Source organism: Escherichia sp. MAL-1 (assembly GCF_052948035.1).
In genome coordinates this window covers 3367415-3390755 of record NZ_CM129609.1, presented here as the reverse complement: position 1 = coordinate 3390755, position 23341 = coordinate 3367415, and the positions used below count along the sequence as shown (strand labels likewise).

At 51.6% G+C, this 23341-nt stretch carries 19 protein-coding genes and 3 tRNA genes; 21 read left to right on the top strand and 1 reads right to left on the bottom strand.

The genetic code is table 11. From position 1 onward, the window contains the following. The first annotated feature begins 9 nt into the window (after positions 1-9). The 5 genes from sdhB (at position 10) to sucD (ending at position 7361) form a co-directional block, all read left to right on the top strand. Positions 10-726 (top strand): succinate dehydrogenase iron-sulfur subunit SdhB, encoded by a 717-nt coding sequence (gene sdhB, locus ACU8XX_RS16940; RefSeq protein ID WP_001235263.1) that lies wholly within the window; start codon positions 10-12, stop codon positions 724-726. A gap of 200 nt (positions 727-926) precedes the next feature. Further along, complete coding sequence (gene sucA, locus ACU8XX_RS16935; RefSeq protein ID WP_001181473.1) at positions 927-3728, top strand: 2-oxoglutarate dehydrogenase E1 component; 2802 nt, start codon at positions 927-929, stop codon at positions 3726-3728. Positions 3729-3742: 14 nt separating this feature from the next. Beyond that, complete coding sequence (gene odhB / locus ACU8XX_RS16930; RefSeq protein WP_000099823.1) at positions 3743-4960, top strand: 2-oxoglutarate dehydrogenase complex dihydrolipoyllysine-residue succinyltransferase; 1218 nt, start codon at positions 3743-3745, stop codon at positions 4958-4960. Between the two features lie 365 nt (positions 4961-5325). Then, positions 5326-6492, top strand: coding sequence for an ADP-forming succinate--CoA ligase subunit beta (gene sucC / locus ACU8XX_RS16925; protein WP_001048602.1), 1167 nt, complete (start codon positions 5326-5328; stop codon positions 6490-6492). Beyond that, positions 6492-7361, top strand: a complete 870-nt coding sequence (gene sucD / locus ACU8XX_RS16920; RefSeq protein ID WP_000025458.1) for a succinate--CoA ligase subunit alpha — start codon at positions 6492-6494, stop codon at positions 7359-7361. The genes sucC and sucD overlap by 1 nt, the downstream gene beginning before the upstream one ends. 103 nt (positions 7362-7464) lie before the next feature. Here sucD and mngR read toward each other — a convergent pair whose 3' ends face one another. Further along, positions 7465-8187 (bottom strand): mannosyl-D-glycerate transport/metabolism system transcriptional repressor MngR, encoded by a 723-nt coding sequence (gene mngR / locus ACU8XX_RS16915; RefSeq protein WP_000509900.1) that lies wholly within the window; start codon positions 8185-8187, stop codon positions 7465-7467. A 168-nt stretch (positions 8188-8355) separates the two neighbouring features. Here mngR and mngA point away from each other — a divergent pair, with 168 nt between their 5' ends. The 16 genes from mngA to ACU8XX_RS16835 all read left to right on the top strand — a co-directional run bounded on the left by mngA (position 8356) and on the right by ACU8XX_RS16835 (position 23308). Beyond that, positions 8356-10272, top strand: coding sequence for a PTS 2-O-a-mannosyl-D-glycerate transporter subunit IIABC (gene mngA, locus ACU8XX_RS16910; protein ID WP_001300489.1), 1917 nt, complete (start codon positions 8356-8358; stop codon positions 10270-10272). A 17-nt stretch (positions 10273-10289) separates the two neighbouring features. Then, a complete protein-coding gene (gene mngB / locus ACU8XX_RS16905; RefSeq protein WP_112033992.1) occupies positions 10290-12923 on the top strand; it encodes a mannosylglycerate hydrolase in 2634 nt (877 codons plus the stop codon). Positions 12924-13769: 846 nt separating this feature from the next. Next, positions 13770-15338 carry a cytochrome ubiquinol oxidase subunit I gene (gene cydA / locus ACU8XX_RS16900; RefSeq protein ID WP_000884361.1) on the top strand — a complete coding sequence of 523 codons (1569 nt, stop codon included), beginning with the start codon at positions 13770-13772 and terminating at the stop codon, positions 15336-15338. 15 nt (positions 15339-15353) lie between these two features. Next, positions 15354-16493, top strand: a complete 1140-nt coding sequence (gene cydB / locus ACU8XX_RS16895) for a cytochrome d ubiquinol oxidase subunit II (protein ID WP_000568275.1) — start codon at positions 15354-15356, stop codon at positions 16491-16493. A 14-nt stretch (positions 16494-16507) separates the two neighbouring features. Further along, the gene (gene cydX, locus ACU8XX_RS16890; protein ID WP_000270282.1) at positions 16508-16621 is read left to right on the top strand and encodes a cytochrome bd-I oxidase subunit CydX; all 114 of its coding nucleotides are present in this window, start codon (positions 16508-16510) and stop codon (positions 16619-16621) included. Beyond that, positions 16621-16914, top strand: coding sequence for a cyd operon protein YbgE (gene ybgE, locus ACU8XX_RS16885; protein WP_000034602.1), 294 nt, complete (start codon positions 16621-16623; stop codon positions 16912-16914). The genes cydX and ybgE overlap by 1 nt, the downstream gene beginning before the upstream one ends. Positions 16915-17063: 149 nt before the next feature. Further along, a complete protein-coding gene (gene ybgC, locus ACU8XX_RS16880) occupies positions 17064-17468 on the top strand; it encodes a tol-pal system-associated acyl-CoA thioesterase (protein WP_001098384.1) in 405 nt (134 codons plus the stop codon). Continuing rightward, positions 17465-18157 (top strand): Tol-Pal system protein TolQ, encoded by a 693-nt coding sequence (gene tolQ, locus ACU8XX_RS16875; protein ID WP_000131314.1) that lies wholly within the window; start codon positions 17465-17467, stop codon positions 18155-18157. The genes ybgC and tolQ overlap by 4 nt, the downstream gene beginning before the upstream one ends. A 3-nt stretch (positions 18158-18160) precedes the next feature. Beyond that, positions 18161-18589, top strand: a complete 429-nt coding sequence (gene tolR / locus ACU8XX_RS16870) for a colicin uptake protein TolR (protein ID WP_000090097.1) — start codon at positions 18161-18163, stop codon at positions 18587-18589. Positions 18590-18653: 64 nt separating this feature from the next. After that, positions 18654-19997: a cell envelope integrity protein TolA gene (gene tolA, locus ACU8XX_RS16865; RefSeq protein ID WP_073527434.1), complete on the top strand. Its 1344-nt coding sequence runs from the start codon at positions 18654-18656 to the stop codon at positions 19995-19997. Positions 19998-20129: 132 nt separating this feature from the next. Continuing rightward, a complete protein-coding gene (tolB, locus tag ACU8XX_RS16860) occupies positions 20130-21422 on the top strand; it encodes a Tol-Pal system beta propeller repeat protein TolB (protein ID WP_001295307.1) in 1293 nt (430 codons plus the stop codon). A gap of 34 nt (positions 21423-21456) precedes the next feature. Then, positions 21457-21978: a peptidoglycan-associated lipoprotein Pal gene (pal, locus tag ACU8XX_RS16855; protein ID WP_001295306.1), complete on the top strand. Its 522-nt coding sequence runs from the start codon at positions 21457-21459 to the stop codon at positions 21976-21978. A 9-nt stretch (positions 21979-21987) separates the two neighbouring features. Continuing rightward, a complete protein-coding gene (gene cpoB / locus ACU8XX_RS16850) occupies positions 21988-22779 on the top strand; it encodes a cell division protein CpoB (RefSeq protein ID WP_000097580.1) in 792 nt (263 codons plus the stop codon). 164 nt (positions 22780-22943) lie between these two features. Continuing rightward, positions 22944-23019, top strand: a tRNA-Lys gene (locus tag ACU8XX_RS16845). Positions 23020-23154: 135 nt separating this feature from the next. Continuing rightward, a tRNA-Val gene (locus ACU8XX_RS16840) sits at positions 23155-23230 on the top strand. Positions 23231-23232: 2 nt separating this feature from the next. Next, positions 23233-23308 (top strand) — tRNA-Lys (locus tag ACU8XX_RS16835). Positions 23309-23341: the final 33 nt, after the last annotated feature.

Sequence of the window (23341 nt, the reverse complement as noted above, 5' to 3'; positions counted from 1 at the left end):
GACAGGAAAATGAGACTCGAGTTTTCAATTTATCGCTATAACCCGGATGTTGATGATGCTCCGCGTATGCAGGATTACACCCTGGAAGCGGAAGAAGGTCGCGACATGATGTTGCTGGATGCGCTTATCCAGCTGAAAGAGAAAGATCCCAGCCTGTCGTTCCGCCGCTCCTGCCGTGAAGGTGTGTGCGGTTCCGACGGTCTGAACATGAACGGCAAGAATGGTCTGGCCTGTATTACCCCGATTTCGGCACTCAACCAGCCGGGCAAGAAGATTGTGATTCGCCCGCTGCCAGGTTTACCGGTGATCCGCGATTTGGTGGTAGACATGGGACAATTCTATGCGCAATATGAGAAAATTAAGCCTTACCTGTTGAATAATGGACAAAATCCGCCAGCTCGCGAGCATTTACAGATGCCAGAGCAGCGCGAAAAACTCGACGGGCTGTATGAATGTATTCTCTGCGCATGTTGTTCAACCTCTTGTCCGTCTTTCTGGTGGAATCCCGATAAGTTTATCGGCCCGGCAGGCTTGTTAGCGGCATATCGTTTCCTGATCGATAGCCGTGATACCGAGACTGACAGCCGCCTCGACGGTTTGAGCGATGCATTCAGTGTATTCCGCTGTCACAGCATCATGAACTGCGTCAGTGTATGTCCGAAGGGGCTGAACCCGACGCGCGCCATCGGCCATATCAAGTCGATGTTGTTGCAACGTAATGCGTAATTAAATGTTGATGCCGGGGAAATCCCCCGGCTATTCAGGAAATCTTTAAAAACTGCCCCTGACACTAAGACAGTTTTTAAAGGTTCCTTCGCGAGCCACTACGTAGACAAGAGCTCGCAAGTGAACCCCGGCACGCACATCACTGTGCGTGGTAGTATCCACGGCGAAGTAAGCATAAAAAAGATGCTTAAGGGATCACGATGCAGAACAGCGCTTTGAAAGCCTGGTTGGACTCTTCTTACCTCTCTGGCGCAAACCAGAGCTGGATAGAACAGCTCTATGAAGACTTCTTAACCGATCCTGACTCGGTTGACGCTAACTGGCGTTCGACGTTCCAGCAGTTACCTGGTACGGGAGTCAAACCGGATCAATTCCACTCTCAAACGCGTGAATATTTCCGCCGCCTGGCGAAAGACGCTTCACGTTACTCTTCAACGATCTCCGACCCTGACACCAATGTGAAGCAGGTAAAAGTCCTGCAGCTCATTAACGCATACCGCTTCCGTGGTCACCAGCATGCGAATCTCGATCCGCTGGGACTGTGGCAGCAAGATAAAGTGGCCGATCTGGATCCGTCTTTCCACGATCTGACCGAAGCAGACTTCCAGGAGACCTTCAACGTCGGTTCATTTGCCAGCGGCAAAGAAACCATGAAACTCGGCGAGCTGCTGGAAGCCCTCAAGCAAACCTACTGCGGCCCGATTGGTGCCGAGTATATGCACATCACCAGCACCGAAGAAAAACGCTGGATCCAACAGCGTATCGAGTCTGGTCGCGCGACTTTCAATAGCGAAGAGAAAAAACGCTTCTTAAGCGAACTGACCGCCGCTGAAGGCCTTGAACGTTACCTCGGCGCAAAATTCCCTGGCGCAAAACGCTTCTCGCTGGAAGGCGGTGACGCGTTAATCCCGATGCTTAAAGAGATGATCCGCCACGCTGGCAACAGCGGCACCCGCGAAGTGGTTCTCGGGATGGCGCACCGTGGTCGTCTGAACGTGCTGGTGAACGTGCTGGGTAAAAAACCGCAAGACTTGTTCGACGAGTTCGCCGGTAAACATAAAGAACACCTCGGCACGGGTGACGTGAAATACCACATGGGCTTCTCGTCTGACTTCCAGACCGATGGCGGCCTGGTGCACCTGGCGCTGGCGTTTAACCCGTCTCACCTTGAGATTGTAAGCCCGGTAGTTATCGGTTCTGTTCGTGCCCGTCTGGACAGACTTGATGAGCCGAGCAGCAACAAAGTGCTGCCAATCACCATCCACGGTGACGCCGCAGTGACCGGGCAGGGTGTGGTTCAGGAAACTCTGAACATGTCGAAAGCGCGTGGTTATGAAGTTGGCGGTACGGTACGTATCGTTATCAACAACCAGGTTGGTTTCACCACCTCTAATCCGCTGGATGCTCGTTCTACACCGTACTGTACTGATATCGGTAAGATGGTTCAGGCACCGATTTTCCACGTTAACGCGGATGATCCGGAAGCCGTTGCCTTTGTGACCCGTCTGGCGCTCGATTTCCGTAACACCTTTAAACGTGATGTCTTCATCGACCTGGTGTGCTACCGCCGTCACGGCCACAACGAAGCCGACGAGCCGAGCGCAACCCAGCCGCTGATGTATCAGAAAATCAAAAAACATCCGACGCCGCGCAAAATCTATGCTGACAAGCTGGAGCAGGAAAAAGTGGCGACGCTGGAAGATGCCACCGAGATGGTTAACCTGTACCGCGATGCGCTGGATGCTGGCGATTGCGTAGTGGCAGAGTGGCGTCCGATGAACATGCACTCTTTCACCTGGTCGCCGTATCTCAACCACGAATGGGACGAAGAGTACCCGAACAAAGTTGAGATGAAGCGCCTGCAGGAACTGGCTAAACGCATCAGCACGGTGCCGGAAGCGGTTGAAATGCAGTCTCGCGTTGCCAAAATTTATGGCGATCGCCAGGCGATGGCTGCCGGTGAGAAACTGTTCGACTGGGGCGGCGCGGAAAACCTCGCTTACGCCACGCTGGTTGACGAAGGCATTCCGGTTCGCCTGTCGGGTGAAGACTCCGGTCGCGGTACCTTCTTCCACCGCCACGCGGTGATCCACAACCAGTCTAACGGTTCCACTTACACGCCGCTGCAACACATCCATAACGGCCAGGGCGCGTTCCGTGTCTGGGACTCCGTACTGTCTGAAGAAGCAGTGCTGGCGTTTGAATACGGTTATGCCACCGCAGAACCACGCACTCTGACTATCTGGGAAGCGCAGTTCGGTGACTTCGCCAACGGTGCGCAGGTGGTTATCGACCAGTTCATCTCCTCTGGCGAACAGAAATGGGGCCGGATGTGTGGTCTGGTGATGTTGCTGCCGCACGGTTATGAAGGGCAGGGGCCGGAGCACTCCTCCGCGCGTCTGGAACGTTATCTGCAACTTTGTGCTGAGCAAAACATGCAGGTGTGCGTACCGTCTACCCCGGCACAGGTTTACCACATGCTGCGTCGTCAGGCGCTGCGCGGGATGCGTCGTCCGCTGGTCGTGATGTCGCCGAAATCCCTGCTGCGTCATCCGCTGGCGGTTTCCAGCCTCGAAGAACTGGCGAACGGCACCTTCCTGCCAGCCATCGGTGAAATCGACGAGCTTGATCCGAAGGGTGTGAAGCGCGTAGTGATGTGTTCTGGTAAGGTTTATTACGACCTGCTGGAACAACGTCGTAAGAACAATCAACACGATGTCGCCATTGTGCGTATCGAGCAACTCTACCCGTTCCCGCATAAAGCGATGCAGGAAGTGTTGCAGCAGTTTGCTCACGTCAAGGATTTTGTCTGGTGCCAGGAAGAGCCGCTCAACCAGGGCGCATGGTACTGCAGCCAGCATCATTTCCGTGAAGTGATTCCGTTTGGGGCTTCTCTGCGTTATGCAGGCCGCCCGGCCTCCGCCTCTCCGGCGGTAGGGTATATGTCCGTTCACCAGAAACAGCAACAAGATCTGGTTAATGACGCGCTGAACGTCGAATAAATAAAGGATACACAATGAGTAGCGTAGATATTCTGGTCCCTGACCTGCCTGAATCCGTAGCCGATGCCACCGTCGCAACCTGGCATAAAAAACCCGGCGACGCAGTCGTACGTGATGAAGTGCTGGTAGAAATCGAAACTGACAAAGTGGTACTGGAAGTACCGGCATCAGCAGACGGCATTCTGGATGCGGTTCTGGAAGATGAAGGTACAACGGTAACGTCTCGTCAGATCCTTGGTCGCCTGCGTGAAGGCAACAGCGCCGGTAAAGAAACCAGCGCCAAATCTGAAGAGAAAGCGTCCACTCCGGCGCAACGCCAGCAGGCGTCTCTGGAAGAGCAAAACAACGATGCGTTAAGCCCGGCGATCCGTCGCCTGCTGGCTGAACACAATCTCGACGCCAGCGCCATTAAAGGCACTGGTGTGGGTGGTCGTCTGACTCGTGAAGATGTGGAAAAACATCTGGCGAAAGCCCCGGCGAAAGAGTCTGCTCCGGCAGCGGCTGCTCCGGCGGCGCAACCGGCTCTGGCTGCACGTAGTGAAAAACGTGTCCCGATGACTCGCCTGCGTAAGCGTGTGGCAGAGCGTCTGCTGGAAGCGAAAAACTCCACCGCCATGCTGACCACGTTCAACGAAGTCAACATGAAGCCGATTATGGATCTGCGTAAGCAGTACGGTGAAGCGTTTGAAAAACGCCACGGCATCCGTCTGGGCTTTATGTCCTTCTACGTGAAAGCGGTGGTTGAAGCCCTGAAACGTTACCCGGAAGTGAACGCTTCTATCGACGGCGATGACGTGGTTTACCACAACTATTTCGACGTCAGCATGGCGGTTTCTACGCCGCGCGGCCTGGTGACGCCGGTTCTGCGTGATGTCGATACCCTCGGCATGGCAGACATCGAGAAGAAAATCAAAGAGCTGGCAGTCAAAGGCCGTGACGGCAAGCTGACCGTTGAAGATCTGACCGGTGGTAACTTCACCATCACCAACGGTGGTGTGTTCGGTTCCCTGATGTCTACGCCGATCATCAACCCGCCGCAGAGCGCAATTCTGGGTATGCACGCTATCAAAGATCGTCCGATGGCGGTGAATGGTCAAGTTGAGATCCTGCCGATGATGTACCTGGCGCTGTCCTACGATCACCGTCTGATCGATGGTCGCGAATCCGTGGGCTTCCTGGTAACGATCAAAGAGTTGCTGGAAGATCCGACGCGTCTGCTGCTGGACGTGTAGTAGTTTAAGTTTCACCTGCACTGTAGACCGGATAAGGCATTATCGCCTTCTCCGGCAATTGAAGCCTGATGCGACGCTGACGCGTCTTATCAGGCCTACGGGACCACCAATGTAGGTCGGATAAGGCGCTAGCGCCGCATCCGACAAGCGATGCCTGATGTGACGGTTAACGTGTCTTATCAGGCCTACGGGGACCACCAATGTAGGTCGGATAAGGCGCAAGCGCCGCATCCGACAAGCGATGCCTGATGTGACGTTTAACGTGTCTTATCAGGCCTACGGGTGACCGACAATGCCCGGAAGCGATACGAAATATTCGGTCTACGGTTTAAAAGATAACGATTACTGAAGGATGGACAGAACACATGAACTTACATGAATATCAGGCAAAACAACTTTTTGCCCGCTATGGCTTACCAGCACCGGTGGGTTATGCCTGTACTACTCCGCGCGAAGCAGAAGAAGCCGCTTCAAAAATCGGTGCCGGTCCGTGGGTAGTGAAATGTCAGGTTCACGCTGGTGGCCGCGGTAAAGCGGGCGGTGTGAAAGTTGTAAACAGCAAAGAAGACATCCGTGCTTTTGCAGAAAACTGGCTGGGCAAGCGTCTGGTAACGTATCAAACAGATGCCAATGGCCAACCGGTTAACCAGATTCTGGTTGAAGCAGCGACCGATATCGCTAAAGAGCTGTATCTCGGTGCCGTTGTTGACCGTAGTTCCCGTCGTGTGGTCTTTATGGCCTCCACCGAAGGCGGCGTGGAAATCGAAAAAGTGGCGGAAGAAACTCCGCACCTGATCCATAAAGTTGCGCTTGATCCGCTGACTGGCCCGATGCCGTATCAGGGACGCGAGCTGGCGTTCAAACTGGGTCTGGAAGGTAAACTGGTTCAGCAGTTCACCAAAATCTTCATGGGCCTGGCGACCATTTTCCTGGAGCGCGACCTGGCGTTGATCGAAATCAACCCGCTGGTCATCACCAAACAGGGCGATCTGATTTGCCTCGACGGCAAACTGGGCGCTGACGGCAACGCACTGTTCCGCCAGCCTGATCTGCGCGAAATGCGTGACCAGTCGCAGGAAGATCCGCGTGAAGCACAGGCTGCACAGTGGGAACTGAACTACGTTGCGCTGGACGGTAACATCGGTTGTATGGTTAACGGCGCAGGTCTGGCGATGGGTACGATGGACATCGTTAAACTGCACGGCGGCGAACCGGCTAACTTCCTTGACGTTGGCGGCGGCGCAACCAAAGAACGTGTAACCGAAGCGTTCAAAATCATCCTCTCTGACGACAAAGTGAAAGCCGTTCTGGTTAACATCTTCGGCGGTATCGTTCGTTGCGACCTGATCGCTGACGGTATCATCGGCGCGGTAGCAGAAGTGGGTGTTAACGTACCGGTCGTGGTACGTCTGGAAGGTAACAACGCCGAACTCGGCGCGAAGAAACTGGCTGACAGCGGCCTGAATATTATTGCAGCAAAAGGTCTGACGGATGCAGCTCAGCAGGTTGTTGCCGCAGTGGAGGGGAAATAATGTCCATTTTAATCGATAAAAACACCAAGGTTATCTGCCAGGGCTTTACCGGTAGCCAGGGGACTTTCCACTCAGAACAGGCCATTGCATACGGCACTAAAATGGTTGGTGGCGTAACTCCAGGTAAAGGCGGCACTACCCACCTCGGCCTGCCGGTGTTCAACACCGTGCGTGAAGCTGTTGCTGCTACTGGCGCTACCGCTTCTGTTATCTACGTACCAGCACCGTTCTGCAAAGACTCCATTCTGGAAGCCATCGACGCAGGCATCAAACTGATTATCACCATCACTGAAGGCATCCCGACGCTGGATATGCTGACTGTGAAAGTGAAACTGGACGAAGCAGGCGTTCGTATGATCGGCCCGAACTGCCCAGGCGTTATCACTCCGGGTGAATGCAAAATCGGTATCCAGCCGGGTCACATTCACAAACCGGGTAAAGTGGGTATCGTTTCCCGTTCCGGTACACTGACCTATGAAGCGGTTAAACAGACCACGGATTACGGTTTCGGTCAGTCGACCTGTGTCGGTATCGGCGGTGACCCGATCCCTGGCTCTAACTTTATCGACATTCTCGAAATGTTCGAAAAAGATCCGCAGACCGAAGCGATCGTGATGATTGGTGAGATCGGCGGTAGCGCTGAAGAAGAAGCGGCAGCGTACATCAAAGAGCACGTTACCAAGCCAGTTGTGGGCTACATTGCTGGTGTGACTGCGCCGAAAGGCAAACGTATGGGCCACGCGGGTGCCATCATTGCCGGTGGGAAAGGGACTGCGGATGAGAAATTCGCTGCTCTGGAAGCCGCAGGCGTGAAAACCGTTCGCAGCCTGGCGGATATCGGTGAAGCACTGAAAACTGTTCTGAAATAAATATCTGTAATAAGAAATAGCCCTCGCCGCTTCCCTCTACAGGAATGGCGAAGGGCTGTCGGTTTCGACATGGTTGGCCATCGTATGATGGCCTTTTTTGTGCTTATCGCGATGATTTTCGCTGCGCTATCAGGGTAAATTTATAGTCATCGGTATTAAAAGCGTTGCGGCTATATTCAAACACCCGACCATCAACTAAATATCCACGCGATACTTTTTCAAGAATCGGCTTTGTCTGGCTGATATTAAGCAGACGGCTCATCTCTTCGGTTGGCATCAGAGGAATGATTTCCTGTTCGCTACGCTCGATAACCATTTTCTTCACTTCTTCAATAAAGTGATATTTCGAATTTTCCATGACCTGCCAGGTGAGATCTGGGAACAACGCAAGCGGCATCCAGGTTTCTTCCAGCGCCATTGGCTTTTGCTTGCGATAGCGCACGCGCTTCACATGCCACACACGATCCTGCGCGGTGATTTGTAGCTGTTGCTGAAGAAAATCGTCAGCCGGAATCACTTCAAATATCAGGACTTCACTGTGTGTATCGACGTGACGGTCCGACAGTTTTTCATCAAAACTGGTTAACTGAAAAATATCGTAATTGACCCGCTCTTCTTTGACGTAAGTCCCGCTGCCCTGAATGCTTTCGAGGATCTGCTGCTCGACTAGCTGGCGCAAAGCCTGACGCACCGTAACCCGGCTGACGCCAAACTCTGTTTGTAATGCAGATTCGGTAGGTAACGCATCGCCAGGTTTAAGCTCCCCACGCGCAATTTGCTCACGAATGCGATCGGCAATCTGCCGGTATAAGGGTTTGTGTCCCATTTTTAGTATCTCATTAATACGAATTTAACCATTATGCCCGATAAATTCATCCTGTAAATAATACAAATACAATACAAATAATTTCAATCAAGTGAAATTGATCACATAATGGTATTGTTTTATCGGGCGCGCTGGCGCGACTATAAAAACGATCAAGTGAGGATCATGATGAATCTGACGACTCTGACCCACCGCGATGCGTTGTGTCTGAATGCGCGCTTTACCAGCCGTGAAGAGGCCATCCACGTGTTGACTCAACGTCTTGCTGCTCTGGGGAAAATTTCCAGTACTGAGCAATTTCTGGAAGAAGTGTATCGCCGTGAAAGCCTTGGCCCGACCGCCTTAGGTGAAGGGTTGGCTGTGCCGCATGGCAAAACTGCTGCGGTAAAAGAAGCGGCGTTTGCGGTCGCCACACTCAGCGAGCCGCTTCAGTGGGAAGGCGTTGATGGCCCGGAAGCAGTTGATTTAGTGGTGCTGCTGGCGATTCCCCCCAATGAAGCGGGTACTACGCATATGCAACTGCTGACAGCGCTGACCACGCGCCTTGCGGATGATGAGATTCGGGCGCGTATACAGTCGGCGACGACGCCTGATGAGTTGCTCTCGGCGCTGGATGACAAGGGAGGCACGCAACCTTCTGCCTCTTTTTCCAACGCGCCAACTATCGTCTGCGTAACGGCCTGTCCGGCGGGTATTGCTCACACCTATATGGCTGCGGAATATCTGGAAAAAGCCGGACGCAAACTCGGCGTAAATGTTTACGTTGAAAAACAAGGCGCTAACGGCATTGAAGGGCGTTTAACGGCGGATCAACTCAATAGTGCAACCGCCTGTATTTTTGCGGCTGAAGTCGCCATCAAGGAGAGTGAGCGTTTTAATGGCATTCCCGCGCTTTCAGTGCCTGTTGCCGAGCCGATTCGCCATGCAGAAGCGTTGATCCAACAAGCGCTTACCCTCAAGCGTAGCGATGAGACGCGTACCGTACAGCAAGATACGCAACCGGTGAAAAGTGTCAAAACGGAGCTGAAACAGGCACTGTTGAGCGGAATCTCTTTTGCCGTACCGTTGATTGTCGCGGGGGGCACGGTGCTGGCGGTCGCGGTATTACTGTCGCAAATCTTCGGGCTACAAGATCTGTTTAATGAAGAAAACTCCTGGCTGTGGATGTACCGCAAGCTGGGCGGCGGGCTGCTCGGAATTTTGATGGTACCGGTGCTCGCGGCCTATACCGCCTATTCTCTGGCAGATAAACCGGCGTTAGCGCCAGGCTTTGCGGCTGGACTTGCCGCCAACATGATCGGCTCCGGGTTTCTCGGCGCGGTCGTTGGCGGATTGATAGCCGGTTACTTGATGCGCTGGGTGAAAAATCACTTGCGTCTTAGCAGTAAATTCAATGGATTCCTGACTTTTTATCTCTACCCGGTGCTCGGTACGTTGGGAGCGGGCAGTCTGATGCTGTTTGTGGTGGGGGAACCTGTCGCCTGGATCAATAACTCGCTTACCGCCTGGCTGAACGGTCTGTCAGGAAGTAACGCGCTGTTGCTGGGTGCCATTCTCGGTTTTATGTGTTCCTTTGACCTTGGAGGGCCAGTGAATAAAGCCGCTTATGCATTCTGCCTGGGCGCAATGGCGAACGGCGTTTACGGCCCGTATGCCATTTTCGCCTCCGTCAAAATGGTTTCGGCATTTACCGTAACCGCTTCCACGATGCTCGCACCGCGCCTGTTTAAAGAGTTTGAAATTGAGACCGGGAAATCCACCTGGCTGTTAGGGCTGGCAGGTATTACCGAAGGGGCGATCCCGATGGCGATTGAAGATCCGCTGCGGGTTATTGGTTCGTTTGTGCTGGGCTCTATGGTAACGGGCGCTATTGTCGGTGCGATGAATATCGGCCTTTCGACACCCGGTGCCGGCATTTTCTCGCTCTTTTTACTTCATGATAATGGCGCGGGCGGTGTTATGGCGGCAATTGGCTGGTTTGGCGCGGCATTGGTGGGGGCTGCAATCTCGACTGCAATTCTCCTGATGTGGCGGCGTCACGCGGTTAAGCATGGCAACTATCTGACTGATGGCGTAATGCCATAAACAAAAAGGAAACGACGATGAAAGCAGTATCTCGCGTTCACATCACCCCGCATATGCACTGGGATCGAGAGTGGTATTTCACCACCGAAGAGTCACGTATTCTGCTGGTCAATAATATGGAAGAGATCCTGTGCCGACTGGAACAGGACAACGAATACAAATATTACGTACTCGACGGGCAAACGGCGATCCTCGAAGATTATTTCGCGGTGAAACCGGAAAACAAAGACCGTGTGAAGAAACAGGTAGAAGCCGGCAAGTTGATTATCGGCCCCTGGTATACCCAGACCGATACCACGATTGTTTCTGCGGAATCCATCGTCCGTAATCTGATGTACGGAATGCGTGACTGCCTCGCGTTTGGCGAGCCGATGAAAATAGGTTATTTACCAGATTCCTTTGGCATGTCCGGGCAACTGCCGCATATCTACAATGGATTTGGCATTACCCGCACCATGTTCTGGCGCGGATGTTCGGAGCGCCACGGTACTGATAAAACCGAGTTTTTGTGGCAAAGCAGTGACGGTAGCGAAGTGACGGCGCAGGTGCTGCCGCTGGGCTACGCCATCGGTAAGTACTTACCTGCCGACGAAAACGGATTACGTAAACGCCTCGACAGTTATTTTGACGTGCTGGAAAAAGCGTCTGTAACCAAAGAGATTTTGCTGCCGAATGGGCATGACCAGATGCCATTGCAGCAAAATATCTTCGAAGTGATGGATAAGCTACGTGAGATCTACCCTCAACGTAAGTTTGTGATGAGCCGCTTTGAAGAGGTATTTGAGAAGATCGAAGCGCAGCGAGATAATCTGGCAACCCTGAAAGGGGAATTTATTGATGGCAAATATATGCGCGTGCATCGCACCATCGGTTCTACGCGTATGGATATCAAAATTGCCCACGCGCGTATTGAAAATAAGATTGTTAATCTGCTGGAACCGCTGGCAACACTGGCCTGGACGTTGGGTTTTGAATACCACCACGGCTTGCTGGAGAAAATGTGGAAAGAGATCTTAAAAAATCATGCCCACGACAGTATCGGCTGCTGCTGTAGTGACAAAGTTCATCGCGAAATCGTCGCCCGCTTCGAACTGGCTGAAGACATGGCGGATAATCTGATTCGTTTCTACATGCGCAAAATTGCCGACAACATGCCGCAGAGCGACGCCGACAAACTCGTCCTGTTTAACCTGATGCCCTGGCCGCGTGAAGAAGTTATCAACACCACTGTGCGGCTGCGCGCCAGCCAGTTTAATTTGCGGGACGATCGCGGTCAGCCTGTACCGTATTTTATTCGCCATGCCCGTGAGATCGATCCAGGCCTAATCGATCGGCAAATAGTTCATTACGGTAATTACGATCCCTTTATGGAGTTTGATATACAGATCAACCAGATTGTCCCTTCTATGGGCTATCGCACGCTTTATATCGAAGCGAATCAGCCTGGCAACGTGATTGCGGCAAAAAGTGACGCTGAAGGGATACTGGAAAATGCTTTCTGGCAAATTGCGCTCAATGAGGATGGTTCTCTGCAACTGGTAGATAAAGACAGCGGTGTGCGCTATGACCGGGTATTGCAAATTGAAGAAAGCTCTGATGATGGTGATGAATATGACTATTCACCCGCAAAAGAAGAGTGGGTAATTACCGCAGCGAACGCGAAACCGCAATGCGATATTATTCATGAAGCCTGGCAGAGCAGGGCTGTTATCCGCTATGACATGGCAGTGCCGCTCAATTTGTCAGAACGCAGCGCCCGGCAATCCACTGGCAGAGTAGGGGTGGTGTTGGTTGTCACTCTTAGTCATAACAGCAGGCGTATTGATGTGGATATCAATCTTGATAACCAGGCTGACGATCATCGCCTTCGTGTCCTGGTCCCTACACCTTTTAACACCGACAGTGTTCTGGCAGATACGCAGTTTGGTTCGCTAACGCGCCCCGTGAACGACAGTGCAATGAACAACTGGCAGCAAGAAGGCTGGAAAGAAGCGCCGGTTCCGGTATGGAATATGCTCAACTATGTTGCCTTACAGGAAGGGCGTAACGGCATGGCTGTCTTTAGCGAAGGGTTACGTGAATTTGAAGTCATCGGTGAAGAGAAGAAAACCTTTGCCATTACGTTGCTGCGTGGCGTGGGCTTACTGGGCAAAGAAGATCTGCTTTTAAGGCCTGGGCGGCCTTCGGGAATTAAAATGCCAGTCCCGGACTCACAACTACGTGGTCTGCTTTCTTGTCGCCTAAGTTTATTGAGTTATACCGGTACGCCAACCGCCGCTGGTGTAGCTCAGCAGGCGCGAGCATGGCTGACTCCAGTACAGTGTTACAACAAAATCCCATGGGATGTGATGAAGCTCAACAAAGCCGGATTCAACGTGCCGGAAAGTTATAGTTTGTTGAAAATGCCCCCAGTGGGATGCCTGATAAGCGCACTTAAGAAAGCTGAAGACCGACAAGAAGTGATTTTACGGCTGTTTAATCCGGCTGAATCAGCAACCTGTGATGCGACTGTTGCTTTCAGTCGCGAGGTGATTTCTTGCTCAGAAACGATGATGGATGAATACATTACCACCGAGGAAAATCAAGGTTCAAATCTATCGGGGCCTTTTTTACCCGGCCAGTCACGGACGTTCAGTTACCGGCTTGCCTGAATAGCAATCAAACCGAAGCCACATATGCGCGGCCAGATTGTTGACAAAGGGCGCTTTGTTCATGCCGGATACGGCATGAACGCTTTATTCGGTCTACAAAAGCAGGCAAATTCAATATATTGCAGAGATGATGTAGACACTGGCAAGCGTAGCGCATCAGGTAATTTTGCGTTTATCTTCACTCTCAAGCCACGTATATGTGGCTTTATTTTTAACAAAATAATAACCCTGGGTGAGTTAATTATAATATAATTATAAGTTAATTAAATGTTAATATTAGCGGGGTGGATTTATGCCTTTATTAGTAATCCTGAAACTCTGCGTCGTATTAGCCAGTGACCAAAAAAAGAATTAAGGTCAACCGTGCTGTTTTTGCTTCGTCTCTTTTTATCTTTAATTGCCAACCGAAACTAATTTCAGCCTTATAACTCACACATTTTAAACATAAATGTCACTAAAGTTACCTTATTGAAACATGATTAACATAATTTGTAGGAATTGATATTTATCAATGTATAAGTCTTGGAAATGGGCATCAAAAAGAGATAAATTGTTCTCGATCAAATTGGCTGAAAGGCGGTAATTTAGCTATAAATTGATCACCGTCGAAAAATGCAAATTTGCTTCAACAAAAACCTGTTTATTGTAAGGATTTTGCGGCGTAATATATACGTGGGATCAATTTGAGTTTTTATTAACATGTTTGCAACCTTTCTTTACGCCGTTTTTGTGTGCATTCACATGGTATGATGAAAGTGTTCAAACAAATTTCTATTGGGGCATGCGTGTGACCCTTTCTAACGGGGTTCACTCTCGGAGTCTTCATGCGATGAGCAAGGAGTCATGATGTTAGATATAGTCGAACTGTCGCGCTTACAGTTTGCCTTGACCGCGATGTACCACTTCCTTTTTGTGCCACTGACGCTCGGTATGGCGTTCCTGCTGGCCATTATGGAAACGGTCTACGTCCTCTCCGGCAAACAGATTTATAAAGATATGACCAAGTTCTGGGGCAAGTTGTTTGGTATCAACTTCGCTCTGGGTGTGGCTACCGGTCTGACCATGGAGTTCCAGTTCGGGACTAACTGGTCTTACTATTCCCACTATGTAGGGGATATCTTCGGTGCGCCGCTGGCAATCGAAGGTCTGATGGCCTTCTTCCTCGAATCCACCTTTGTAGGTCTGTTCTTCTTCGGTTGGGATCGTCTGGGTAAAGTTCAGCATATGTGTGTCACCTGGCTGGTGGCGCTCGGTTCAAACCTGTCCGCACTGTGGATTCTGGTTGCGAACGGCTGGATGCAAAACCCAATCGCGTCCGATTTCAACTTTGAAACTATGCGTATGGAGATGGTGAGCTTCTCCGAGCTGGTGCTTAACCCGGTTGCTCAGGTGAAATTCGTTCACACTGTAGCGTCTGGTTATGTGACTGGCGCGATGTTCATCCTCGGTATCAGCGCATGGTATATGCTGAAAGGTCGTGACTTCGCCTTCGCTAAACGCTCCTTTGCTATCGCTGCCAGCTTCGGTATGGCTGCTGTTCTGTCTGTTATTGTTCTGGGTGATGAATCCGGCTACGAAATGGGCGACGTGCAGAAAACCAAACTGGCTGCTATTGAAGCCGAGTGGGAAACGCAACCTGCGCCTGCTGCCTTTACTCTGTTCGGCATTCCTGATCAGGAAGAGGAGACGAACAAATTTGCGATTCAGATCCCTTACGCACTGGGCATCATTGCAACGCGTTCCGTGGATACCCCGGTTATCGGCCTGAAAGAGCTGATGGTGCAGCATGAAGAACGCATTCGTAACGGGATGAAGGCGTACTCTCTGCTCGAACAACTGCGTTCTGGTTCTACCGACCAGGCGGTTCGTGACCAGTTCAATAGCATGAAGAAAGACCTCGGTTACGGTCTGCTGCTGAAACGCTATACGCCAAACGTGGCTGATGCGACTGAAGCGCAGATTCAACAGGCAACCAAAGACTCCATCCCGCGTGTAGCGCCGCTGTACTTTGCGTTCCGTATCATGGTGGCGTGTGGCTTCCTGCTTCTGGCAATCATCGCGCTCTCTTTCTGGAGTGTCATCCGCAACCGCATTGGCGAGAAAAAATGGCTTCTGCGCGCCGCGCTGTACGGTATTCCGCTGCCGTGGATTGCTGTAGAAGCGGGCTGGTTCGTGGCTGAATATGGCCGCCAACCGTGGGCTATCGGTGAAGTGCTGCCGACAGCTGTGGCGAACTCGTCACTGACCGCAGGCGATCTCATCTTCTCAATGGTGCTGATTTGCGGCCTGTATACCCTGTTCCTGGTGGCAGAATTGTTCTTAATGTTCAAGTTTGCACGCCTCGGCCCAAGCAGCCTGAAAACCGGTCGCTATCACTTTGAGCAGTCTTCCACGACTACTCAGCCGGCACGCTAAGACAGGAGTCGTCAAATGATCGATTATGAAGTATTGCGTTTTATCTGGTGGCTGCTGGTTGGCGTTCTGCTGATTGGTTTTGCAGTCACTGACGGTTTCGACATGGGGGTGGGCATGCTCACCCGTTTCCTCGGTCGTAACGACACCGAGCGTCGAATTATGATTAACTCCATTGCACCACACTGGGACGGTAACCAGGTTTGGCTGATCACCGCGGGCGGCGCACTCTTTGCTGCCTGGCCGATGGTCTATGCCGCTGCGTTCTCCGGCTTCTATGTGGCGATGATCCTCGTGCTGGCGTCTTTGTTCTTCCGTCCGGTCGGTTTTGACTACCGCTCCAAGATTGAAGAAACCCGCTGGCGTAACATGTGGGACTGGGGCATCTTCATTGGTAGCTTCGTTCCGCCGCTGGTAATTGGTGTAGCGTTCGGTAACCTGTTGCAGGGCGTACCGTTCAACGTTGATGAATATCTGCGTCTGTACTACACCGGTAACTTCTTCCAGTTGCTTAACCCGTTCGGCCTGCTGGCAGGCGTGGTGAGCGTAGGGATGATCATTACTCAGGGCGCAACCTATCTGCAAATGCGTACCGTGGGCGAACTGCACCTGCGTACCCGTGCAACGGCTCAGGTGGCTGCGCTGGTGACACTGGTCTGTTTCGCACTGGCTGGCGTATGGGTGATGTACGGTATCGATGGTTATGTCGTGAAATCGACAATGGACCATTACGCAGCCTCTAACCCACTGAATAAAGAAGTGGTTCGTGAAGCTGGCGCATGGCTGGTTAACTTCAACAACACGCCAATTCTGTGGGCTATTCCGGCACTGGGTGTGGTTCTGCCGCTGCTGACCATCCTGACTGCACGTATGGATAAAGCCGCGTGGGCGTTTGTGTTCTCCTCCCTGACGCTGGCCTGCATCATCCTGACAGCCGGTATCGCAATGTTCCCGTTTGTGATGCCGTCCAGCACCATGATGAACGCAAGTCTGACAATGTGGGATGCAACTTCCAGCCAGCTGACGCTTAACGTCATGACCTGGGTTGCGGTGGTTCTGGTACCGATCATTCTGCTCTACACCGCCTGGTGTTACTGGAAAATGTTCGGTCGTATCACCAAAGAAGATATTGAACGTAACACCCACTCTCTGTACTAAGTAAGGAGCTAAAAATGTGGTATTTCGCATGGATTCTGGGAACGCTTCTTGCCTGTTCGTTTGGGGTAATCACCGCGCTGGCGCTTGAACACGTCGAATCAGGCAAAGCCGGTCAAGAAGACATCTGATGAGTAAGATTATCGCGACTTTGTATGCGGTAATGGACAAGCGCCCCCTGCGGGCGCTTTCCTTCGTGATGGCGCTTCTGTTAGCAGGATGTATGTTTTGGGACCCATCTCGTTTTGCCGCGAAGACCAGTGAACTGGAAATCTGGCATGGTTTATTGCTGATGTGGGCCGTCTGTGCTGGTGTGATTCACGGCGTGGGCTTTCGTCCGCAGAAGGTTCTTTGGCAAGGGATTTTTTGCCCATTGCTTGCCGATATTGTTCTCATTGTCGGGCTGATTTTCTTCTTCTTTTAAATCAGAATTCTCTTTAAAAAATTATGGGCCGCTCCAGGCCCATAAATTTTTACGCTCCCTTAACTTGCCCTCATTCCCAAACCTCAATCGCGCGCGTATAGTAGCAGCGTTTAAAAGCTCTAACTTTTGTTGCATTACCGGGATGTAAAGTGAATACAACGCTGTTTCGATGGCCGGTTCGCGTCTACTATGAAGATACCGATGCCGGTGGTGTGGTGTACCACGCCAGTTACGTCGCTTTTTATGAAAGAGCACGCACAGAGATGCTGCGTCATCATCACTTCAGTCAGCAGGCGCTGATGGCTGAACGCGTTGCCTTTGTGGTACGTAAAATGACGGTGGAATATTACGCACCTGCGCGGCTCGACGATATGCTCGAAATACAGACTGAAATAACATCAATGCGTGGCACCTCTTTGGTTTTCACGCAACGTATTGTCAACGCCGAGAATACTTTGCTGAATGAAGCAGAGGTTCTGGTTGTTTGCGTTGACCCACTCAAAATGAAGCCTCGTGCGCTTCCCAAGTCTATTGTCGCGGAGTTTAAGCAGTGACTGACATGAATATCCTTGATTTGTTCCTGAAGGCTAGCCTTCTGGTTAAACTTATCATGTTGATTTTGATTGGTTTTTCAATCGCATCTTGGGCCATTATTATCCAGCGGACCCGTATTCTTAACGCAGCGGCGCGCGAAGCCGAAGCGTTTGAAGATAAATTCTGGTCTGGAATCGAACTCTCTCGCCTCTATCAAGAGAGCCAGGGGAAACGGGATAATCTGACTGGTTCGGAACAAATCTTTTACAGCGGGTTCAAAGAGTTTGTGCGCCTGCATCGTGCCAATAGCCATGCGCCGGAAGCCGTAGTGGAAGGGGCGTCGCGTGCTATGCGTATCTCCATGAACCGTGAACTTGAAAATCTGGAAACGCACATTCCGTTCCTCGGTACGGTTGGCTCCATCAGCCCGTATATTGGTCTGTTTGGTACGGTCTGGGGGATCATGCACGCCTTTATCGCCCTCGGGGCGGTAAAACAAGCAACACTGCAAATGGTTGCGCCCGGTATCGCAGAAGCGTTGATTGCGACTGCAATTGGTCTGTTTGCCGCTATCCCGGCAGTTATGGCCTACAACCGCCTCAACCAGCGCGTAAACAAACTGGAACTGAATTACGACAACTTTATGGAAGAGTTTACCGCGATTCTGCACCGCCAGGCGTTTACCGTTAGCGAGAGCAACAAGGGGTAAGCCATGGCCAGAGCGCGTGGACGAGGTCGTCGCGATCTCAAGTCCGAAATCAACATTGTACCGTTGCTGGACGTACTGCTGGTGCTGTTGCTGATCTTTATGGCGACAGCGCCCATCATCACCCAGAGCGTGGAGGTCGATCTGCCAGACGCTACTGAATCACAGGCGGTGAGCAGTAACGATAATCCGCCAGTGATTGTTGAAGTGTCTGGTATTGGTCAGTACACCGTGGTGGTTGAGAAAGATCGCCTGGAGCGTTTACCACCAGAGCAGGTGGTGGCGGAAGTGTCCAGCCGTTTCAAGGCCAACCCGAAAACGGTCTTTCTGATCGGTGGCGCAAAAGATGTGCCTTACGATGAAATAATTAAAGCACTGAACTTGTTACATAGTGCGGGTGTGAAATCGGTTGGTTTAATGACGCAGCCTATCTAAACATCTGCGTTTCCCTTGCTTGAAAGAGAGCGGGTAACAGGCGAACAGTTTTTGGAAACCGAGAGTGTCAAAGGCAACCGAACAAAACGACAAGCTCAAGCGGGCGATAATTATTTCAGCAGTGCTGCATGCCATCTTATTTGCGGCGCTGATCTGGAGTTCGTTCGATGAGAATATAGAAGCTTCAGCCGGAGGCGGCGGTGGTTCGTCCATCGACGCTGTCATGGTTGATTCAGGTGCGGTAGTTGAGCAGTACAAACGCATGCAAAGCCAGGAATCAAGCGCGAAGCGTTCTGATGAACAGCGCAAGATGAAGGAACAGCAGGCTGCTGAAGAACTGCGTGAGAAACAAGCGGCTGAACAGGAACGCCTGAAGCAACTTGAGAAAGAGCGGTTAGCGGCTCAGGAGCAGAAAAAGCAGGCTGAAGAAGCCGCAAAACAGGCCGAGTTAAAGCAGAAGCAAGCTGAAGAGGCGGCAGCGAAAGCGGCGGCAGATGCTAAAGCGAAGGCCGAAGCAGATGCTAAAGCTGCGGAAGAAGCAGCGAAGAAAGCGGCTGCAGACGCAAAGAAAAAAGCAGAAGCAGAAGCCGCCAAAGCCGCAGCCGAAGCGCAGAAAAAAGCCGAGGCAGCCGCTGCGGCACTGAAGAAGAAAGCGGAAGCGGCAGAAGCAGCTGCAGCTGAAGCAAGAAAGAAAGCGGCAACTGAAGCTGCTGAAAAAGCCAAAGCAGAAGCTGAGAAGAAAGCGGCTGCTGAAAAGGCTGCAGCTGATAAGAAAGCGGCAGCAGAGAAAGCTGCAGCCGACAAAAAAGCAGCAGAAAAAGCGGCTGCTGAAAAGGCTGCAGCTGATAAGAAAGCGGCAGCAGAGAAAGCTGCAGCCGACAAAAAAGCAGCAGAAAAAGCGGCTGCTGAAAAGGCAGCAGCTGATAAGAAAGCAGCGGCAGAAAAAGCCGCCGCAGACAAAAAAGCGGCAGCGGCAAAAGCTGCAGCTGAAAAAGCCGCTGCAGCAAAAGCGGCCGCAGAGGCAGATGATATTTTCGGTGAGCTAAGCTCTGGTAAGAATGCACCGAAAACGGGGGGAGGGGCGAAAGGGAACAATGCTTCGCCTGCCGGGAGTGGTAATACTAAAAACAATGGCGCATCAGGGGCCGATATCAATAACTATGCCGGGCAGATTAAATCTGCTATCGAAAGTAAGTTCTATGACGCATCGTCCTATGCAGGCAAAACCTGTACGCTGCGCATAAAACTGGCACCCGATGGTATGTTACTGGATATCAAACCTGAAGGTGGCGATCCCGCACTTTGTCAGGCTGCGTTGGCAGCAGCTAAACTTGCGAAGATCCCGAAACCACCAAGCCAGGCAGTATATGAAGTGTTCAAAAACGCGCCATTGGACTTCAAACCGTAATCGCGATGTTGACTGTTCGGACGGTCAACATCAGGCACCGGTTGCCACGGGGTTCTGGTAGTTTTGTGTATTTTAGTTTGTTAACATTCTGCTAAATTATCGTGGGCCATCGGTCCAGATAAGGGAGATATGATGAAGCAGGCATTACGAGTAGCATTTGGTTTTCTCATACTGTGGGCATCAGTTCTGCATGCTGAAGTCCGCATTGTGATCGACAGCGGTGTAGATTCCGGTCGTCCTATTGGTGTTGTTCCTTTCCAGTGGGCGGGGCCTGGTGCGGCACCTGAAGATATTGGCGGCATCGTTGCTGCTGACTTGCGTAACAGCGGTAAATTTAATCCGTTAGATCGCGCTCGTCTGCCACAGCAGCCGGGTAGTGCGCAGGAAGTACAACCAGCTGCATGGTCCGCACTGGGCATTGACGCTGTAGTTGTCGGTCAGGTCACTCCGAATCCGGATGGTTCTTACAATGTTGCTTATCAACTTGTTGACACTGGCGGCGCACCGGGTACTGTACTTGCTCAGAACTCGTACAAAGTGAACAAGCAGTGGCTGCGTTATGCTGGTCATACCGCCAGTGATGAAGTGTTTGAAAAACTGACCGGCATTAAAGGTGCGTTCCGTACTCGTATTGCCTACGTTGTTCAGACCAACGGCGGTCAGTTCCCGTATGAACTGCGCGTATCTGACTATGACGGTTACAACCAGTTTGTCGTTCACCGTTCACCGCAGCCGCTGATGTCTCCGGCGTGGTCACCAGACGGTTCTAAACTGGCTTATGTGACCTTCGAAAGCGGTCGTTCCGCGCTGGTTATTCAGACGCTGGCAAATGGCGCTGTACGTCAGGTGGCTTCATTCCCGCGTCACAACGGTGCACCTGCATTCTCGCCAGACGGCAGCAAACTGGCATTCGCCTTGTCGAAAACCGGTAGTCTGAACCTGTACGTAATGGATTTGGCTTCTGGTCAGATCCGCCAGGTGACTGATGGTCGCAGTAACAATACCGAACCGACCTGGTTCCCGGATAGCCAGAACCTGGCATTTACTTCTGACCAGGCCGGTCGTCCGCAGGTTTATAAAGTGAATATCAACGGCGGTGCGCCACAACGTATTACCTGGGAAGGTTCGCAGAACCAGGATGCGGATGTCAGCAGCGACGGTAAATTTATGGTAATGGTCAGCTCCAATGGTGGGCAGCAGCACATTGCCAAACAAGATCTGGCAACGGGAGGCGTACAAGTTCTGTCGTCCACGTTCCTGGATGAAACGCCAAGTCTGGCACCTAACGGCACTATGGTAATCTACAGCTCTTCTCAGGGGATGGGATCCGTGCTGAATTTGGTTTCTACAGATGGGCGTTTCAAAGCGCGTCTTCCGGCAACTGATGGACAGGTCAAATTCCCTGCCTGGTCGCCGTATCTGTGATAATAATTAATTGAATAGTAAAGGAATCATTGAAATGCAACTGAACAAAGTGCTGAAAGGGCTGATGATTGCTCTGCCTGTTATGGCAATTGCGGCATGTTCTTCCAACAAGAACGCCAGCAATGACGGCAGCGAAGGCATGCTGGGTGCCGGCACTGGTATGGATGCGAACGGCGGCAACGGCAACATGTCTTCCGAAGAGCAGGCTCGTCTGCAAATGCAACAGCTGCAGCAGAACAACATCGTTTACTTCGATCTGGACAAGTACGATATCCGTTCTGACTTCGCTCAAATGCTGGATGCACATGCAAACTTCCTGCGTAGCAACCCGTCTTACAAAGTCACCGTAGAAGGTCACGCGGACGAACGTGGTACTCCGGAATACAACATCTCCCTGGGTGAACGTCGTGCGAACGCCGTTAAGATGTACCTGCAGGGTAAAGGCGTTTCTGCAGACCAGATCTCCATCGTTTCTTACGGTAAAGAAAAACCTGCAGTACTGGGTCATGACGAAGCGGCATACTCCAAAAACCGTCGTGCGGTACTGGTTTACTAAGAGAATTGCATGAGCAGTAACTTCAGACATCAACTATTGAGTCTGTCGTTACTGGTTGGTATAGCGGCCCCCTGGGCCGCTTTTGCTCAGGCACCAATCAGTAGTGTCGGCTCAGGCTCGGTCGAAGACCGCGTCACTCAACTTGAGCGTATTTCTAATGCTCACAGCCAGCTTTTAACCCAACTCCAGCAACAACTTTCTGATAATCAATCCGATATTGATTCCCTGCGTGGTCAGATTCAGGAAAATCAGTATCAACTGAATCAGGTCGTGGAGCGGCAAAAGCAGATCCTGTTGCAGATCGACAGCCTCAGCAGTGGTGGTGCAGCGGCGCAATCAACCAGCAGCGATCAAAGCGGTGCGGCGGCATCAACGACGCCGACAGCTGATGCTGGTACTGCGAATGCTGGCGCGCCGGTGAAAAGCGGCGATGCAAACACGGATTACAATGCAGCTATTGCGCTGGTGCAGGATAAATCCCGCCAGGATGACGCAATGGTGGCATTTCAGAATTTCATCAAAAATTACCCTGATTCAACTTACCTGCCAAACGCCAATTATTGGCTGGGTCAGTTAAACTACAACAAGGGTAAAAAAGATGATGCGGCGTACTATTTTGCTTCGGTAGTGAAAAACTATCCGAAGTCACCAAAGGCTGCTGATGCGATGTTTAAAGTCGGCGTCATCATGCAGGACAAAGGTGACACCGCAAAAGCGAAAGCCGTATACCAGCAGGTTATCAGTAAATACCCTGGTACTGATGGCGCTAAACAGGCACAAAAACGTCTGAACGCGATGTAATGCATAACACACGACCAGAAGTCGCATTATTTCTGGTCGTGTCGTGCGAATCATAAGCAGTTGAGTGATCTGCATCGAAATTTTTGTTGCGCTCAAGTCTGAAATCAGTAATATATGCCGCCGTTGCCACGGGATATCAAACAAACCGAAAGCAACGAAAAAGTGGGTCGTTAGCTCAGTTGGTAGAGCAGTTGACTTTTAATCAATTGGTCGCAGGTTCGAATCCTGCACGACCCACCAATCGCTAAGGTGGAAGCGGTAGTAAAACGTGAAGGATAACGTTGCATCAGCAACGGCCCGAAGGGCGAGACGAAGTCGAGTCATCCTGCACGACCCACCACTAACATAGTTAGTTGTAGTATCCAGCGTAGTATTGGGTGATTAGCTCAGCTGGGAGAGCACCTCCCTTACAAGGAGGGGGTCGGCGGTTCGATCCCGTCATCACCCACCACCGGGTCGTTAGCTCAGTTGGTAGAGCAGTTGACTTTTAATCAATTGGTCGCAGGTTCGAATCCTGCACGACCCACCACTAATTACGGTGGGTTCGGTGGAAGTAGTTTGT

Coding starts and splice junctions, on each gene's coding strand:
- mngR (WP_000509900.1), bottom strand. CDS start 8,187: ATGGGACACAAACCCTTATACCGGCAGATTGCCGATCGCATTCGTGAG.
- mngA (WP_001300489.1), top strand. CDS start 8,356: ATGAATCTGACGACTCTGACCCACCGCGATGCGTTGTGTCTGAATGCG.
- mngB (WP_112033992.1), top strand. CDS start 10,290: ATGAAAGCAGTATCTCGCGTTCACATCACCCCGCATATGCACTGGGAT.
- cydA (WP_000884361.1), top strand. CDS start 13,770: ATGTTAGATATAGTCGAACTGTCGCGCTTACAGTTTGCCTTGACCGCG.
- cpoB (WP_000097580.1), top strand. CDS start 21,988: ATGAGCAGTAACTTCAGACATCAACTATTGAGTCTGTCGTTACTGGTT.
- ybgE (WP_000034602.1), top strand. CDS start 16,621: ATGAGTAAGATTATCGCGACTTTGTATGCGGTAATGGACAAGCGCCCC.
- sucA (WP_001181473.1), top strand. CDS start 927: ATGCAGAACAGCGCTTTGAAAGCCTGGTTGGACTCTTCTTACCTCTCT.
- sucC (WP_001048602.1), top strand. CDS start 5,326: ATGAACTTACATGAATATCAGGCAAAACAACTTTTTGCCCGCTATGGC.
- tolB (WP_001295307.1), top strand. CDS start 20,130: ATGAAGCAGGCATTACGAGTAGCATTTGGTTTTCTCATACTGTGGGCA.
- sdhB (WP_001235263.1), top strand. CDS start 10: ATGAGACTCGAGTTTTCAATTTATCGCTATAACCCGGATGTTGATGAT.
- odhB (WP_000099823.1), top strand. CDS start 3,743: ATGAGTAGCGTAGATATTCTGGTCCCTGACCTGCCTGAATCCGTAGCC.
- cydX (WP_000270282.1), top strand. CDS start 16,508: ATGTGGTATTTCGCATGGATTCTGGGAACGCTTCTTGCCTGTTCGTTT.
- sucD (WP_000025458.1), top strand. CDS start 6,492: ATGTCCATTTTAATCGATAAAAACACCAAGGTTATCTGCCAGGGCTTT.
- tolR (WP_000090097.1), top strand. CDS start 18,161: ATGGCCAGAGCGCGTGGACGAGGTCGTCGCGATCTCAAGTCCGAAATC.
- pal (WP_001295306.1), top strand. CDS start 21,457: ATGCAACTGAACAAAGTGCTGAAAGGGCTGATGATTGCTCTGCCTGTT.
- cydB (WP_000568275.1), top strand. CDS start 15,354: ATGATCGATTATGAAGTATTGCGTTTTATCTGGTGGCTGCTGGTTGGC.